The sequence below is a fragment of the Streptomyces sp. NPDC041970 genome (assembly GCF_055588985.1).
The window spans coordinates 169,906-185,584 of the sequence record NZ_JBVJCD010000004.1 but is presented as its reverse complement, the minus strand read 5'-3'; the positions used below and the strand labels follow the sequence as shown (position 1 = coordinate 185,584).

Below are 15,679 nucleotides of genomic sequence, written 5' to 3'. Positions count from 1 at the left end.
CCCCCCCCCCCCCCCCCCCCCCCCCCCCCCCCCCCCCCCCCCCCCCCCCCCCCCCCCCCCCCCCCCCCCCCCCCCCCCCCCCCCCCCCCCCCCTCGCCGTCTGGCGCCCAAGGGGTGAGCGCGCGGCGGGGCTTGACCGGGCGGATCGCCCCGGCAGTTCCGGCAGGCGGCGGTGAGGCGGGAGGAGGAGCGAGTGATGACGGACGGCAGGAGTGGCGACGGTGACGGCGGCAGGGGCGGTGACGCCGGAGTCGGTGTGGAGGCGGCGGCAAGGGACCGGGGGAGCGGCGATCCGCTGCGTGTGGCGGTGATCATCGGCAGTACCCGCGAAGGGCGTCTCGGCGACGCCGTCGGCCGCTGGTTCATGGAGCGGGCGCGGGGCCATGGCGAGCTGGACCTCGCCGTTCTGGATCTCGCGGAGTTCGACTTCCCCGTGCACTACCCGGAGCGGGCGACGGACCGGATGACGGAGTTCAGCGAGGCGATCGACGGGGCCGAGGCCTTCGTCGTGGTCACCCCGGAGTACAACCGCTCGTTCCCCGCCTCGTTGAAGCAGGCCATCGACATCGCCTACGACGAATGGCAGACCAAGCCGGTCGCCTTCGTGAGCTACGGACACGGCTCCACCGGGTTGTACGCGGTGGAGCACCTGCGCTCGGTCTTCACCGAGCTGCACACGGTCACCCTGCGGAACGGGGTCGCCCTCGACTTCCTCCGGCAGCCGCTGGAGGACCGGGCCGGGGACGGCGCTCGGGACCGGGCGGTGGGGCTGATGCTCGACCAGCTCGGCTGGTGGGGCCGGGCCCTGCGCGACGCGCGCGCCGCCCGCCCGTACGTCTCGTGACCCGGCACGCGGGCCCGGCCCCGCCCGCTTCCTCCGCCCGCCCCCTCGACCGCCCCAGAGCACAGACGCGCACCCGACGCACGACAGAGAAGGAAACATGAGCACTGAACTGGCCATCGAGACCGAGGGGCTGGTGAAGGTCTTCGGTGAGAACCGCGCGGTGGACGGCATCGACCTCGCCGTCCCGACCGGCACCGTCTACGGGGTCCTCGGACCCAACGGCGCCGGCAAGACCACCGCCGTCCGGATGCTCGCGACCCTGCTGCGCCCCGACGGGGGGACGGCCCGCGTGTTCGGCAAGGACGTGGTCAAGGACGCCGACGCGGTCCGCAGCCGCGTCAGCCTGACCGGGCAGTACGCCTCGGTGGACGAGGACCTGACCGGCACGGAGAACCTCGTCCTGCTGGGAAGGCTCCTCGGCCATTCCAAGCCCGCCGCCCGCGACCGGGCGGCCCGGTTGCTGGAGGGGTTCGGGCTGAGCGAGGCCGCGGGGAAGCAGGTGAAGAACTACTCCGGAGGGATGCGGCGGCGCATCGACATCGCCGCCTCCATCCTGAACACCCCGGACGTGCTGTTCCTGGACGAGCCGACCACCGGACTCGACCCCCGCAGCCGCAACCAGGTGTGGGACATCGTGCGGGCCGTCGTCTCCCACGGCACCACCGTCCTGCTGACCACCCAGTATCTGGACGAGGCCGACCAACTGGCCTCCCGCATCGCCGTGATCGACCACGGCAGGGTCATCGCCGAGGGCACCAAGGGAGAGCTCAAGGCGTCCGTCGGCTCCGGCACCGTCCACCTGCGGCTACGGGACGCCGGCCAGCGGGCCGAGGCGCAGCGGGTGCTCGCGGCCGCGCTCGACGCGTCGGTCCAGCCGGACGCCGACCCGGTGGCGCTGACCGCCCGGATCAACGGGGAGAACACCGGTCAGGGCGCGGCGGAGAAGGCCGGACGGGCCCTCGCGGAGCTGGCCCGGTGCGGCATCACGGTCGACAACTTCTCGCTGGGACAGCCCAGCCTCGACGAGGTCTTCCTCGCTCTCACGGACAAGAAGGGAGTGGCGGCATGAGCACCGCGACCACCAAGGCGGAGCCGGAAGGCGTCGAGCTGGCCGCACCGGACGCCGAACGCCTCTCGGAGCTCCTGATCGGCCAGGACCGCCCACCGCGACCCAGCGCCCTGTCGGCGTCCCTGACCTTCGGTTGGCGCGCGATGCTGAAGATCAAACACGTGCCGGAACAGCTCTTCGACGTGACGGCTTTCCCGATCATGCTGGTCCTGATGTACACCTATCTCTTCGGAGGGGCGCTGGCCGGCTCCACGGAGGAGTACATCCAGTTCCTGCTGCCCGGCATCATGGTGATGAGCGTCGTGATGATCACGATGTACACGGGTGTCGCGGTCAACACCGACATCGCCAAGGGCGTGTTCGACCGGTTCCGGACACTGCCGATCTGGCGGCCCGCGCCGATGGTCGGCTATCTCCTCGGTGACGTCCTGCGCTATGTGCTGGCCTCGTTGGTGATGCTGGCCGTCGGCATGATCATCGGCTACCGGCCGGGCGGCGGTGCGCCGGGGATGCTGGCCGGGATAGCGCTGCTGGTCGTGTTCTCCTTCGCGTTCTCCTGGATCTGGACCATGTTCGGGTTGCTGCTGCGCACCGAGAAGTCGGTGATGGGCGTCAGCATGATGGTGATCTTCCCGTTGACGTTCCTCAGCAACGTGTTCGTCGACCCGAAGACGATGCCGGGCTGGCTCCAGGCGTTCGTGAACAACAGCCCGGTCACCCATCTCGCCACGGCGGTCCGCGCGTTGGCGGCGGGCGACTGGCCCGCAGCCGACATCGCCTGGACGCTGGGCTGGTCCGCGCTGTTCCTGGTGGTCTTCGGCGCGGTGACGATGCGGCTCTACAACCGCAAGTGACCCCGGACACCGGGCCCGCCCCGCGCGCCCCCGCCGGCGGGTGCCACCGGGTGCCGGTGTCGGCACCCGGCGAAGGGTCGGGGTCGCCCCGGCACCCGTCGGGCCGGTTCGGCCGGGGCGGCTCCAGGTCCGGGGGGAACCCGGCGTCGGGTGGGCCGCCCCCGGTGCCGTGGCGGGCGGGCCGCCCCGGTGCGGTACCGGTCGGGCGCCCCGGTGTTGTACTTGCCGGGTTTCCGGTCCCGTTCCCGTCGGGCGTTCCGGTGCCGTACCGGCCGGGCTGTCCGGTCCCCTACCCGTCGGGCGTTCTGGTGCCGTACCGGTCGGGCGGGGTCAGAGCCGCCAGGCGGGGGAGGGGTCGGGGCGGTAGGCGCAGGTGGTGCCCGTCGACACGGACGCCTTCAGGTGGGCGGCCAGCGAGGGGTGCAGGGAGTCCAGCTTGCGCAGGGTGTCGCGGATGCGGGCGGTGACCGTCTTGCGGGCCCGCTCGGTCTGATCGCCCAGCCGGCGGGTCCGACCGCCGAGCCCGGCGGCCGTGCGGAGTTCGTCGAGGAGGGCTCGGCGTTCGCGGTCGTACTCCTCGACCTGCCGGGTGTCGTTCCGGGCCGCTGCCCGGTCTATCTCGGCGTCCAACCGGGCCAGGCGTTCCTTGTACCGGCGTTTGGCCTCCTCGTCGAGCACGGGGTCGCCGCCGAACCGCCCGGCGGCGACGACGGCGCTGCCGCCCTCGGGGGCGAGCAGGTGGACGGCGGGGACGTCGGAGCCGGGCAGCCCCAGGAGGGTGTGCAGATCGCGCAGGCCCTTGGCGTCCGGGACGTGCACGGTCACGCCGTCCCACCGCAGTCGCCAGACGGGCCCGTTGCGCCGGAACTCCGCGGCGGGGGCGGCAGGTCGGGCCGGATGGCCGGGCTCCGGGGACCCGGCGCGCATGGCCGGGGCCGCCGCCGCCTCGTCCTCGGGACTGCTGGAGCCGGGCTCCACCGGTGCTCCCGCCCCGGCGGTCCGGGGGACGGCCGAGAGGCGGGTGGCGATGGGACCCCAGGAGGCGGCGGGTTCGGGTTCGGGAGCGGGGGCGCGGGGTGGTCGGAGGAGGGCGGCGGCTTCGGTCGCCAGGTGGTCCAGGCTCAGCACGGTCGCCTCGCGCGCCACGTCGGTGAGCGTCCGACGGGCCCGCGCGGCGTCGTCCCCGGTGGCGCGGGCGAGCAGGGAGCGGGCCAGGTGCAGTCGGGCGCGTACGGCCCAGGGGCGGGCGCCGAGGCGCTCCGAGGCGGCGGCGGCCTCGGTGAGCGCGGCCACCGCGGCGTCCTGGTCGCCGCGGGCGGCGGCGAGCATCCCGAGCCAGAGGTCGACGGGGCCGCCGATGTCGCATCCGTACAGCGAGACGACCCACTGGCCGGTGTGGGGGGCGAGTTCGTCCTCCGCTCGGGTGATGAGCCGGGGGTCCCCGGTGGCGGCGGCGGTCTGGGCCAGCAGCCGGAGCCACATCGGCAGGAACGCCCGAGGGTAGGGGGCGGGGCGGTCCGCCTGCTCGGTGAGGAGGCGGAGGGCGGGCCCGCTGTCGCCCTGCTCGACGGCGGTGAGCGCGGTCAGCAGCTCGGGGTGGGGGTAGCCGGAGGCGGGCAGGGCGGCGAGGACCTCCTCGGCCTCCGCGAAGCGGCCCTGGAGCAGATACAGGGACCAGTGCAGGTGGCGGTTCATGAAGCCGTAGGCGGCTTCGTCGTGGTCCTGGTGGGCCAGCTTCTCGTGGTCGAGGGCGTCGGTCGCCTCGGCGAACCGGCCCTGCAACGAGGCGATCAGGCTGGAGTCCACCGCGATGGCCAGGGCGAACCGGGCCAGCCCGCTGCGCTCGGCGAGCCGGACGAACGTACGGAACTGGTCGAGGAAGGCCGGGTCGCCCAGCTCCAGGAGGGTCACCCACCGCATGGACGACGCGTGCAGCTCCATGTCCTGGTCCTGGGTGCGGCGGCCGACGACGGTCATCTCGTCGGTGAGGCCGAGCCGTTCCACCGCCGAGCCGAGGCCCCAGACGGAGGCGTGGCGCGCCCAGAGCGAGAAGGCGAGCGCCTCGTCGTCCGAGCCGCGCCGGGCCAGCGCCATGATGTGGACGGACAGCTCCTGGGCGAGGCGGTCGTCGGAGAGGGTGTCCTGGCCCTCCGTGCCGGTGATCCTGCGGTGCGCCTCGGCGAGGAGGCCGGTCGTGGTGGATTCCCGGCCGCCGAGCGCCCCTTCCTGGTGGGCGGTGATCGCGACGCGGGCCAGCAGCTCCGGTTCGCCCAGCTTCCGGCTGAGGGCGACCGCCCGCTCCAGGACGTGCCGGGCCTCGGCCACCTCCCCGGAGTGCCGGAGCTGTCCGGCGAGGTCGAGGCAGATCAACGCGGTCCGCCGGAGGTCGGGGCCCGCACCCGCTCCCGTCGCACGGACGGCACGTCTCGCCGTGCCGTCTGCCGCGTCGCCAGGGCTGCCCGGCGTACCGTCTGCCGCGTCGCCAGGGCTGCTCGCCGTGCCGCCTGCCGCGTCGCCAGGGCTGCCCGGCGTACCGTCTGTGAGGCCGGGCTCGCTCGCCGTGCCGCCTGTACTGGCCGCCGCGTCGTCCGCTGTGCCACCTGCGAGGCCGGCTCCGCTCGCCGTACCGCCCGCGTGGCCTGTCGTGTCGCCCGTGCCGGACGCCGTACCGCCCGTGAGGCCGGCTTCGGTCGCCGTGCCGGTCGGGCTGTCCGTGCGAGCGGCCTCGCTCGTTTCCGCGTCGCCGCTCGTGCGGGCCGGGGTTTCGTACGCGGTCTCGTCGGAGGCCACCGCGAGGGCGCGCCGGTAGTGGCCGAGGGCCTCTTCGTCGGCCAGCCGCCCGGCGGCGTCGCGGGCGGCGGCGAGGAGGAGGTCGATCCGGCGGTCGCGCTCCAGCTCATCGCCGGCGAGGTGGGCGTGGCGGGCGAGGTCGCCGGCCCGCACCGCGCCGTCGAGGCCGCCATGGGCGTCCAGGGCCCGCACGGCGTCGGCGTGGCGGGCGCGGGCGGCGTCGCCCAGGGAGGCGTACAGCGTCTCGCGCAACAGGTCGTGGGCGAAGGCGTACTGCCCGGAGGGGCGGGGGACGAGGACGCGGGCGACGACCGCCGGCTCCAGCAACCGGTCCACGTGGGGGGCCGGCGCCCCGTGCACCACGGCCAGCACCTGGCGGCCGAACTCCCGGCCGAGCACGGCGGCGCTGGTCAGCAGCGAGACGACCGGTTCCGGCAGCAGGGCGAGCCGTTGCCGGACCGCCTCCCGCACTCCGGGCGGAATGGCGGAGATCGGGCTTCCGCTGTGCCAGAGCCGGGCGGTCTGCTCGACGAAGAAGGGGTTGCCGCCGGTGCGCCGGTGGACCTCCTCGACCAGGCGCGGTGCGGGTGCGCGGCCGGTGGTCACGGCCATCAGCGCTCCGACCTCCGCGACGCCGAGCCCGGTCAGTGTGAGGGTGGCGGAGGCGCGGGAGACCAGGGGCAGGATCAGTTGGCGGAGCCGGTGTCCGGGGGCCTCCACCTCGACGTCCCGGTAGGTGCCGACCAGCAGCAACCGCTCGAACCACGCGTGCTGGGCGGCGAATTCGAGCAGCCGCAGCGAGGCCGGGTCCGCGCTGTGGAGGTCGTCGAGCACGACCACCAGCGGCCGGTCCTGGGAGACCGTGACGAGGGCGGTGGTCACCGCGTCGAAGAGCCCGAACGCCTCCGCCCCCTCCGGAGAACCGGCCTCGGCGCTCTCGCCGCGTCCGCCCTCGGCTCCCGGCGCGGGGCCTTCCGCGCTCGGACGCGCGTCGCCTTCCGTACTCGGGCGGGCGCTCGCACCAGGGTCGCCGAGGAGCACGCCGAGCCGGCCGTCCGCCGCCTCCTGGGCCTTCGCCCACTGCGCCGCCGTGGCGGACCGGCGCAGACCGCGAAGCACCTGCACCCAGGGCCAGTAACCGGGGGTGCTGTCGGAGTCCCAGCAGGAGCCGCCCACCACCAGCGCACCGCGCCGCCGCGCCTCGTGCGCGGCGTCGGTGACCAGGGTGGTCTTGCCGATCCCGGCCTCACCCGTCACGAGCACGAGACCGCCGTGGCTGTCCGTGGCCCGGACGATCTCCGCGCGCAGGATGCCCGCCGGGTGGTCGCGCCCGAAGAGAGCAGGGGTCATGCCCTCACGATAGGAGCCCCCACTGACAACGGCCGCCGATTCGGCCGCTGTCCCATGAGCGGACGACGGCACCGGTACGGAGGCCCCGCGCGCGGGGCCTCCGTACGACCTCGTGGTCTCCGTGCGGCAGGGCGCCGCACGGGCGCCGCGCCCGCCTCACCGGACCTGACCGGCCGCATCAGCCGAACCGGTCCCCGCCCCTCAGCCGTACCGGTCCCCGCGCCTCAGCCCCGGCGCAGCTCGGCGAGTTGCTGCTCGAAGGGGACGACCGCGTCCTCCCCGTCGTCCAGGCCCCGTGTGCGCGGGGCTCCGGAGACCGTGCGGCCCAGGACGGCCGAGGCCAGTTCGCCGCCCGCGCGCCGGATGCGGGCGGGCAGGCCCTCGGTGTACTCGTCGCCGGAGGAGCCCCAGTCCTCGGACGCCGCGTAGACGGAGGTCGGCACGGTGACGGCCCGCAGGTAGGCGAAGAGCGGGCGCAGGGCGTGCTCCAGGACCAGCGAGTGCCGGGCCGTGCCGCCCGTCGCGGCGAGCACGACGGGCTTGCCGGTCAGCGCGGTGGGGTCGACCAGGTCGAAGAAGGACTTGAACAGACCGCTGTACGAGGCGGTGAACACCGGCGTCACGGCGATCAGCCCGTCGGCCTCCGTCACCGCGTCGATCGCCTCCCGCAGCGTGGCCGAGGGGAACCCGTTGACCAGGTGATGGGCGATGTCCACGGCGAGGTCGCGCAACTCGACGACCTGGACCTCGACGTTCCGGTCCTGCTCGGCCGTGAGGCGCTCGCGGGCGGCGGCGGCCAGCCGGTCGGCCAGCAGCCGGGTGGAGGACGGCTGGCTGAGCCCGGCCGAGACGGCGACGACGCGCAGGGGGGTCGTGGCGAACATGGGGTCAGGCCTCCTTCTCGGTGGTGCGGGCGGCGCGGGCGGCGGCGACCGCCGGGTGGACGGGGGCGTCCGGCACACCGGCCGGGCGACGGGCGGCGAACTCCTTGCGCAGGACGGGCACGACCTCCTCGCCGAGCAGGTCGAGCTGTTCCAGGACCGTCTTCAGCGGCAGGCCCGCGTGGTCCATCAGGAACAACTGGCGCTGGTAGTCGCCCACGGCGTCCCGGAACGTCAGGGTCCGCTCGATGACCTCCTGCGGCGAACCCACGGTCAGCGGGGTCTCGCGGGTGAAGTCCTCCAGCGACGGCCCGTGGCCGTAGACCGGGGCGTTGTCGAAGTACGGGCGGAACTCCCGTACCGCGTCCTGCGAGTTCCGGCGCATGAACACCTGGCCGCCGAGTCCGACGATGGCCTGTTCGGCGGTGCCGTGGCCGTAGTGGGCGTAGCGGCGCCGGTAGAGGTCGACCATCTTCCGGGTGTGCTCCATGGGCCAGAAGATGTTGTTGTGGAAGAAGCCGTCGCCGTAGTACGCGGCCTGTTCGGCGATCTCCGGGGAGCGGATGGAGCCGTGCCAGACGAACGGGGGGACGCCGTCCAGCGGGCGCGGGGTGGCGGTGAAGGACTGGAGCGGCGTGCGGAACTTGCCCTCCCAGTCCACGACGTCCTCGCGCCACAGCTTGTGCAGCAGGGCGTAGTTCTCGATGGCCAGCGGGATGCCCTGGCGGATGTCCTTGCCGAACCAGGGGTAGACCGGGCCGGTGTTGCCCCGGCCCATCATCAGGTCGACGCGGCCGTCCGCGAGGTGCTGGAGGGTGGCGTAGTCCTCGGCGATCTTCACCGGGTCGTTGGTGGTGATCAGCGTGGTGGAGGTGGACAGGATCAGGTTCTCGGTGCGGGCCGCGATGTAGCCGAGGGTGGTCGTGGGGGAGGAGGGGACGAACGGCGGGTTGTGGTGCTCACCGGTGGCGAAGACGTCCAGGCCCACTTCCTCGGCCTTCTGCGCGATGGCCAGGGTCGCCTTGATCCGCTCGTTCTCGGTCGGGGTCCGGCCGGTGGTGGGGTCGGTCGTGACGTCTCCGACGGTGAAGATCCCGAACTGCATGGCGTCCGCCTTCCTGCTTCCTGGGTCCTGGCCGGAATCCGGAGATCCGAGAGCCCGAGGGCCCGCCCGTAATTGGTTGAACGTTGAACTACACCCTACAACGGGACCCCCTCCCGTCCTATTCCACGTCCATCCGCACGCCGCCGCCTCCGAAACCCCGACCCCGCCCACGCGCCGCCGAGCCCCCCGCGTACCGCTGCTGCTCCGCACCCCCTCCGGTCTCACGCCCCCGCCGGCCACCCGCGCGCCACCGTCTCCCGCGCCGTTCCCCCCGCTGCTACCGTGGCGGCATGACCTCCGTCCCGTGCCGGAACTGGTGGCGCTCCTCCTAGGAGCGGCCGCAGCATCTGCACGGGATCAAGGGCCGTTCGACAGGACGGCCCTTTCCGCTGCTCGCGGTACGGGCGGATACGGGCGCCGAGCGCCGCAGCCGCCCGGACGGGGTCGTCCTCCACGCATCCGCCGTACGCGAGGAGAGGCACCCGCCATGACCGTTCCCGTCCCCACCGCCACCCCCACCGCCGCCGAGCGCCGCAGCGCCGAGCTGGAGCAGCGGATCGCCCAGGACCCCGGCCGCTTCCGGGTCCTCACCGGGGACCGCCCCACCGGCCCCCTGCACCTCGGCCACTACTTCGGCACCCTGCGCAACCGGGTCCGCCTCCAGGACCTCGGCGTCGACGTGTTCGTCCTGATCGCCGACTACCAGGTCCTGACCGACCGCGACACCGCCGATCGGCTGCCGGAACACACCGAAGGGCTCCTCCTGGACTACCTGGCCCTCGGCATCGACCCGGCCCGGAGCACCGTCTTCAACCACAGCGCCGTCCCCGCGCTCAACCAGCTCCTGCTGCCCTTCCTGAGCCTCGTCTCCGTCGCGGAGCTGGGCCGCAACCCCACCGTCAAGGACGAGATCACCCACTCACGGCAGACCGCGGTGAGCGGGCTGATGTACACTTATCCGGTGCACCAGGCCGCCGACATCCTCTTCTGCAAGGGCGACGTCGTCCCGGTCGGCCAGGACCAGCTCCCCCACCTCGAACTCACCCGGACCGTCGCCCGCCGCTTCAACGAGCGGTACGGCCCCGTCTTCCCGGAGCCGGAGGCCCTGCTCTCCGCCGTTCCCCTCCTCCTGGGCGCCGACGGCGCGAAGATGAGCAAGAGCCGCGCCAACTCCGTCCCCCTCTCCGCCACCGCCGACGAGACGGCCCGGCTGATCAGGGGGGCCACGACCGACGCCGACCGGCAGATCACCTACGACCCCGCCCGCCGGCCCGGCGTCTCCTCGCTCGTCCTGCTGGCCGCCCTCTGCCTGGACCGGGACCCGCACGAGGTCGCGGCGGAGATCGGCGGAGGTGGCGCGGCCGTCCTCAAGCGGACCGTGACGGACGCGGTCAACAGCCGTCTGGAGCCGCTGCGCGCCCGCCGGGCGGAGTACGCGGCGGACCTGGCGTACGTACGGTCCGTGCTGCGCGCCGGCAACGAGCGGGCGGCGGCGGTCGCGGAAGCGACGCTGGAGGAGGTGCGGGAGGCGATGGGCACCTTCCGGTAGGACGTGCGCCCCGTCACGGCGAGGCACCTTCCGGTAGGGCGCACGCCCGTCACGGCCGCGCGGCGAGTCCGGCAGCGGGGGCGCGCGCCTTCTGGGGCCCGCCGCCGGGCCCGGCCCAGCGGTCGGGGTCGGTAGGGGCGCGCCCGGCGGCCCCCTCCCGGCGGCGCAGACGAGCGCTGGGCGAGCCCGGTCCAGCGGTAGGGGCACGCCTCACCGCCCTCCCGGCGGCGCAGACGACGGCCTCACCGGATCGGCCCCTGCGGGCCGCCTCACCGGGCCCGCCCCGCGGGCCGTCTCACCGGGCCCCGGCGGCGCGGCCGACCGCCTCACCGGGCCCGCCCCGCGGGCCGTCTCACCGGGCCCCGGCGGCGCGGCCGACCGCCTCACCGGGCCCGCCCGGTAGTCCGGGGTGCGTGCCTCAGCGGCCCCGCCCGGCGGGCCGCCTCGTGCCCCCGCGTTCGGTGGTCGTGCTGCCGCACAGGCGTCCAGGGGCGACTCCCTACGCCCCGGCGGGAGCAGCGCCCCGCGCCAGGCGGGTGGGGGTCTCCCGCCCCGCCTCGGGCGTCACGGGCGCCCCGGCGGGAGCAGCACCCCACCCGCCCGGCGTGCTCCCCTCCCCGCCTCGGGCGTCACGGGCGCGGCGCCGCCGGCCGCTGCCGCCGCAGCAGCTCCGCCAGGCCCCGGCGGGTGGCGGCGATCACGACGCGGTCCTCGGCGCGCAGCACGTAGCCGGGCGGCAGGTCCCACACCAGCCCGGAGGGCGGTTGCCGGGTCCCGTCCTCCGGGCGGTACGGCGGGAGGGCGAGGTCCGGGGTGCGCTCGTCGGGCGGGGTGGTGTCGATGGCCAGGACCCGCCACGAGCCCGCCTCGAACGCCTCCTCGACCGTGCGGTCCTCCAACTGCGGGTGCTCGCCGACCTCCAGGGCGGCGAAGAGCATGACCTTGCGCTCGACCGGCACCGCGCCCAGGATCTGACGACCCATCATGGCGACCGCGAAGGAGGGGGCGGCGAGGTGGGAGACCGAGCGGGACCGGGTCAGCGCCTGCGGGTGGGCGGTGCGCAGGGTGCGGTAGACGGCGGTGGCGAACTCGTCGTCGTACAGCCGCAGCGCTACCCTCAGGTCCGGTTTGACCGTGCGGGCGTACAGGGTCGCTTCCAGGTTGGTCGTGTCGATGCTGGTCAGCGCGAGGAGGGCGTGCGCGCGGTGGACCTTGGCCGCTTCGAGCACGCCTTCCTGGGTGACGTCGCCGATCACGGTCGGCACGCGCAGGGAGCGGGCCAGCGGGATGCCCCGCGCCTGCGGGTCCTCCTCCACGACGACCACGGGGATGCCCAGTTCGCGGAGGCGTACGAGGACGCGCGTACCGATCTTGCCGAGGCCGAGCAGCACCACGTGCCCCGACAGGCCGCGCGGCGGGCGGCGCAGCGAGGACGCGGTGCGCAGGGTGCCGAACGCCTCCAGGACGGCGGCGACCAGCAGCGGGAGCAGCAGAAGCCCGGCGAGGCCGGACAGGAGCTGGATGATCTGCCGGGCGTTCTTCCCCTTCTCCGCCGGGTCGCCCATCGCCAGCAGGTCCAGCAGCGTCAGGTAGGTGGCGCGCAGCGCGCTGTCCCCGGTGGTCAGCACCGAGGCGACGGCCAGCGCGACCACCGACGCCGCCACCCCGAGGGCGGACCAGCGCAACCGGCGCGAGAACACCTGGGAGAGCGGGGCGCCCCTGCCGCCCATCCGGGTCGCCGTACGGTCCGGTCCCGCGCGGCTGATCGTTTCCAGGACCACCGTGCCCCGGCCGGTCGCGGCGGCGATCGTGCGCTCGTCGGGCAGGAGTTGCGGCCCCTCGTCACCACTGCTCTCCGAACCCTCCGCCCCCGCCGGGTCGTTGGTGGTGGAGGAGAGCAGGGCGAGGGTGCACAGACCGGGGTCGGCCGTCTCGCCGGGGCCGGGCGGGGGGCGTTCGGCGGCCCGCAGGAGCAGGCCCTCGGCCTGGACGACCTTGCTGCTGCCGGTCAGGGCGGTGGCGGCGAGCGCCGGGGCGGCGGTGTCGGCGTCGGACAGGACGGTGGTGGAGGCGTCGAGCAGCGTCGGATCGATGCCGGGCATGGCGACGGCCGCGGCCTGGTCGAGCAGGGCCTCCAGGTGCTGGCCGAGCTTGCGGTTGTAGAGCCGGATGACCAGCCGCAGGCGGGGGTTGAGGCGGCGGGCGGTCAGGGCGGCGCGGATGTTGCGCTCGTCGTCGTCGTAGACGAGGGCGAGGGCGGCCGCCCGCTCGACGCCCGCCTCCTCCAGGACGTCGTCGGAGGGCTCGAACGCCTCCATGATGCGGACGGCCTCGACCCCGGCGTTGGTGTCGTCGCTGCCGGGCCCCGCCGCTACGGCGCCCCCGGCGCTGTAACCCGCGCGGCTCATGGCCGCCGACATCCGGCCGAACAGGGCGGCGGCCCGCCCCCGTTGGGTCAACGGCGTCTCGGCGCCGCCGGCGTCGCGGCCCGGTGGGAGGAGCAGGGTGACCCGCTCGCCGTAGACGTACCGCAGTTCCACGGCGAGTCGGCGGGCCAGGGTGTCGTCACCGCAGACGAGCATGTGGCCCGAGGACGACGAGGGGCGGGTGGGCTGAGGGGTCGGAGGCACGAAGCCCAACATGCCGTACTCCTTCCGGCTCGTTCGTGCCGATCATTCGTGCCGATCAACGGCCCCGGTGGCTCGTCCGGTCGACCGCCCCGGTCGGCTGCTCGCGGGTCGGCCCATCGGTCCGTGGCCCATCGGTCCCTGGCCCAGCGTTCCGTGGCCCACGGTCCGTGGCCCATCGCTCTGCCGTCCAACCGGCCTGGTGGTGCCGGACCTTGGGCCGGCGGGCTGTCGGTCCGTCAGTCCGCGGCCGTCGTCCGCGGCTCGTCGGGTGGCCAGTCCATCAGTACACCAGCCCGCCAGTCCATCAGTTCGATGTGAATCGGTTGTGATCTTCGCCGTCGCCGGTGGAGGAGCGGGGACGCGTCGCACGCCCGTGGTCGCCGGACTCCCGGTGCGGGCGGGGCGGTGGGTGGCTTCGGGGCGGCGGAGGCGGGCGGCGAGGAGGCGTACCACCGCCCAGGCGAGGACCGCCGATCCGACCAGCACGGCCACCGCGAGCACCGCGTGGCCGGCGCTGTCGACGTGGCCGCGGTGGAGCAGGACCGTTCCGGCGAGGCTGCCGAGCCAGGTGAGGACGATCAGCAGGGAGACCGAGACGGAGACCGGTAGGCCGCCGAGGCCGACCGGGCCGGTGTCGAGGTCCGCGTCGAAGGCGTCGTGGCCGACGGCGCCGACGAGCACGAGCAGCCAGAAGCAGACGACGACCACCAGGGCGCCGCCCAGGAGGACGGCGGGGAACCCGAATGCCGCGTGCACGAACTCGCCCATCGCTTCCGCCCCCTGCGGTTCTGCGCGCCTGCCTCGCGGTGGCGCGTCCGTGTCCGGTACGGGGTGCGGCGGGCGAGGCGTCGGGGCGACGGGGGCCGCCGCCGCGGCTCGTGAAACCGTGCGGCAGCGGCCGGGGCGCACGCACGGGGCCCCGACGCCTCGCCGTGGGACGCGTCCCCGCGCGTCCTGGCGACGTTTCGAGAGGGCCCCCGCCCCCGGTTCCCCGTGCTTCCCCCGTACTCCCCCCGTGACTTCCCCCGTGTTCCCCCGTGGTGTCGCCTGCCTGATCCTGCCATCCGGGACGGCGTACGGCATTGCCGGATTCCGGCAGACTTCGGGGGCGGCCCATGCCGGGTACCGGCACCGCCGGCGGCGTGGGGAGAATGTCATGACGGGTGCGGGGTGAGGGGGTACGGGTGGCCGAGCCGGAGATCTCCGAGGAGATGCTGGGCGACTACGCCCGCGTTCTGGGCGAAGTGGCGGCCACAGGACGTCGGCTGACCCGCGACGAGCTGGAGGAGCGCCGGGCGCTGGGCCGGGAGGCGGCGGACGCGGGCCACCAGTTGCGGGCGCTGGTGACGATGCATCTGGCGCAGACGCGGAAGGCGTGGCCGCACACCGCGGCCGCGGGCTCCCCCGCCGTGGCGGACGCCGTGCTGGCGGCGGTGGAGCAGGCGGTCGACGCGTTCGCCGAGGGTTTCGAGGGGGCACAGCGGCTCACCGTCCGGCGTGAGGAGGCGGCGCGCCGCGAGTTCATCGACGACCTGCTCTACGGCCGCAGCAACCTGGCCCGGCTCGCGGAGCGAGCCACCCGCTTCGGGCTGCGGCTCTCGCGGGCGCACGCGGTCGCGGTGGCCTCGGGACCGGAGGCGTACACGGAGACCGACGCGGTGCCGCGCCGGGTGGAGGCGTCCCTGCTGGCGCGGTTCAGCGGCCGCAAGATCCTGCTGACGACGAAGGACGGCCGGATCGTCTGCATCGCGCCGGGCAGCCAACCCGACGTCCTGCGCTACTTCGCCAAGCAGGCGCACGCGGCGACGGACGGGGGCCGGGTCGCGATCGGCCGCCCGCACAAGGGCCCCGGCGGGGTGGTCCACTCGTACGACGAAGCGCTGGAAGCCCTCGACCTGGCGGACCGGTTGGAGATGGAGGACCCCGTGCTGCACGCCGGGGACCTCCTGGTCTACCCGGTGCTCACCCGCGACCGGCAGGCGATGGCCGACCTGGTCCGCAGCGAGTTGGGCCCGCTCCAGCAGGCGAGGGGCGGCGCCGAGCCGCTGCTGAACACCCTGGCGGTCTACTTCGACGCGGGCTGCGTGGCCGCCGAGACGGCCCGCCGCCTCGCGCTGAGCGTGCGGGCGCTGACGTACCGGCTGGAGCGCATCCGCCAGTTGACCGGGTCCGACCCGGCGGACCCGATGCACCGCTACACCTTGCAGACGGCGGTCATCGGGGCCCGGCTGCTGGACTGGCCGGCGAAGGAGATCTGACCGACCCGCGCCGACGCGCTCCCGCCCGCGCCGACGCCTCTGCCTGCGCCGTCGCGTTCCCGCCCGCGCCGACGCGTTCCCACCCGCGCCGTCGCGTTCCCGCCCGCGCCGACGCGTTCCCGCCCGCGCCGACACGCTCCCGCCCGCGCCGACGCGTCTGGAAGCGGCCGAGGACCGGCCTACGCGAAGAGCCCCCGCCGCGCGCGCAGGAGGCGGCCGGGAACCGCGTACGGAAGGGCGGCCGGGGATGCCCAGGGGCGGAGCATCCCCGGCCTCGCCGGCGGGGCGCGGACCGATGGTCGAACGGTCCGCCGCGCCGCACCGGCGGTCCGGGGGAGGGGCCCCGGCT

General features: G+C 74.8%; 10 protein-coding genes. 5 read left to right on the top strand and 5 right to left on the bottom strand.

What is annotated here, in order from left to right; genetic code table 11:
* The first annotated feature begins 196 nt into the window (after positions 1 to 196).
* The 3 genes from ACZ6EJ_RS04400 (at position 197) to ACZ6EJ_RS04390 (ending at position 2,767) form a co-directional block, all read left to right on the top strand.
* Positions 197 to 844, top strand: a complete 648-nt coding sequence (locus ACZ6EJ_RS04400; protein WP_469264500.1) for an NADPH-dependent FMN reductase — start codon at positions 197 to 199, stop codon at positions 842 to 844.
* A 97-nt stretch (positions 845 to 941) separates the two neighbouring features.
* Complete coding sequence (locus ACZ6EJ_RS04395; protein WP_469264498.1) at positions 942 to 1,913, top strand: ATP-binding cassette domain-containing protein; 972 nt, start codon at positions 942 to 944, stop codon at positions 1,911 to 1,913.
* Positions 1,910 to 2,767 carry an ABC transporter permease gene (locus tag ACZ6EJ_RS04390; RefSeq protein ID WP_469264496.1) on the top strand — a complete coding sequence of 286 codons (858 nt, stop codon included), beginning with the start codon at positions 1,910 to 1,912 and terminating at the stop codon, positions 2,765 to 2,767. Before ACZ6EJ_RS04395 ends, ACZ6EJ_RS04390 begins: the two co-directional genes overlap by 4 nt.
* A gap of 330 nt (positions 2,768 to 3,097) precedes the next feature.
* On the opposite strand, the gene ACZ6EJ_RS04385 is transcribed toward ACZ6EJ_RS04390, so the two are convergent.
* From ACZ6EJ_RS04385 to ACZ6EJ_RS04375, 3 genes are all read right to left on the bottom strand, one after another.
* Positions 3,098 to 6,907 carry an ATP-binding protein gene (locus ACZ6EJ_RS04385; RefSeq protein WP_469264494.1) on the bottom strand — a complete coding sequence of 1,270 codons (3,810 nt, stop codon included), beginning with the start codon at positions 6,905 to 6,907 and terminating at the stop codon, positions 3,098 to 3,100.
* A gap of 224 nt (positions 6,908 to 7,131) precedes the next feature.
* Positions 7,132 to 7,791 (bottom strand): FMN reductase, encoded by a 660-nt coding sequence (locus ACZ6EJ_RS04380; RefSeq protein ID WP_469264492.1) that lies wholly within the window; start codon positions 7,789 to 7,791, stop codon positions 7,132 to 7,134.
* 4 nt (positions 7,792 to 7,795) lie between these two features.
* Positions 7,796 to 8,893, bottom strand: a complete 1,098-nt coding sequence (locus ACZ6EJ_RS04375; RefSeq protein ID WP_469264490.1) for an LLM class flavin-dependent oxidoreductase — start codon at positions 8,891 to 8,893, stop codon at positions 7,796 to 7,798.
* 487 nt (positions 8,894 to 9,380) lie between these two features.
* On the opposite strand from ACZ6EJ_RS04375, the gene trpS reads away from it, so the two are divergent.
* Positions 9,381 to 10,442, top strand: a complete 1,062-nt coding sequence (gene trpS, locus ACZ6EJ_RS04370; RefSeq protein ID WP_469264488.1) for a tryptophan--tRNA ligase — start codon at positions 9,381 to 9,383, stop codon at positions 10,440 to 10,442.
* A 629-nt stretch (positions 10,443 to 11,071) separates the two neighbouring features.
* Here the strand turns inward: trpS and ACZ6EJ_RS04365 are convergent.
* Positions 11,072 to 13,084 carry an NAD-binding protein gene (locus ACZ6EJ_RS04365; RefSeq protein ID WP_469264486.1) on the bottom strand — a complete coding sequence of 671 codons (2,013 nt, stop codon included), beginning with the start codon at positions 13,082 to 13,084 and terminating at the stop codon, positions 11,072 to 11,074.
* 30 nt (positions 13,085 to 13,114) lie between these two features.
* The gene (locus tag ACZ6EJ_RS04360; RefSeq protein ID WP_469264484.1) at positions 13,115 to 13,840 is read right to left on the bottom strand and encodes a hypothetical protein; all 726 of its coding nucleotides are present in this window, start codon (positions 13,838 to 13,840) and stop codon (positions 13,115 to 13,117) included.
* Positions 13,841 to 14,256: 416 nt separating this feature from the next.
* On the opposite strand from ACZ6EJ_RS04360, the gene ACZ6EJ_RS04355 reads away from it, so the two are divergent.
* On the top strand, positions 14,257 to 15,330 hold the full coding sequence (locus tag ACZ6EJ_RS04355; protein ID WP_469264483.1) for a PucR family transcriptional regulator: 1,074 nt from the start codon (positions 14,257 to 14,259) through the stop codon (positions 15,328 to 15,330).
* Positions 15,331 to 15,679 lie beyond the last annotated feature (349 nt).

Coding starts and splice junctions, on each gene's coding strand:
- ACZ6EJ_RS04400 (WP_469264500.1), top strand. CDS start 197: ATGACGGACGGCAGGAGTGGCGACGGTGACGGCGGCAGGGGCGGTGAC.
- ACZ6EJ_RS04395 (WP_469264498.1), top strand. CDS start 942: ATGAGCACTGAACTGGCCATCGAGACCGAGGGGCTGGTGAAGGTCTTC.
- ACZ6EJ_RS04390 (WP_469264496.1), top strand. CDS start 1,910: ATGAGCACCGCGACCACCAAGGCGGAGCCGGAAGGCGTCGAGCTGGCC.
- ACZ6EJ_RS04385 (WP_469264494.1), bottom strand. CDS start 6,907: ATGACCCCTGCTCTCTTCGGGCGCGACCACCCGGCGGGCATCCTGCGC.
- ACZ6EJ_RS04380 (WP_469264492.1), bottom strand. CDS start 7,791: ATGTTCGCCACGACCCCCCTGCGCGTCGTCGCCGTCTCGGCCGGGCTC.
- ACZ6EJ_RS04375 (WP_469264490.1), bottom strand. CDS start 8,893: ATGCAGTTCGGGATCTTCACCGTCGGAGACGTCACGACCGACCCCACC.
- trpS (WP_469264488.1), top strand. CDS start 9,381: ATGACCGTTCCCGTCCCCACCGCCACCCCCACCGCCGCCGAGCGCCGC.
- ACZ6EJ_RS04365 (WP_469264486.1), bottom strand. CDS start 13,084: ATGTTGGGCTTCGTGCCTCCGACCCCTCAGCCCACCCGCCCCTCGTCG.
- ACZ6EJ_RS04360 (WP_469264484.1), bottom strand. CDS start 13,840: ATGGGCGAGTTCGTGCACGCGGCATTCGGGTTCCCCGCCGTCCTCCTG.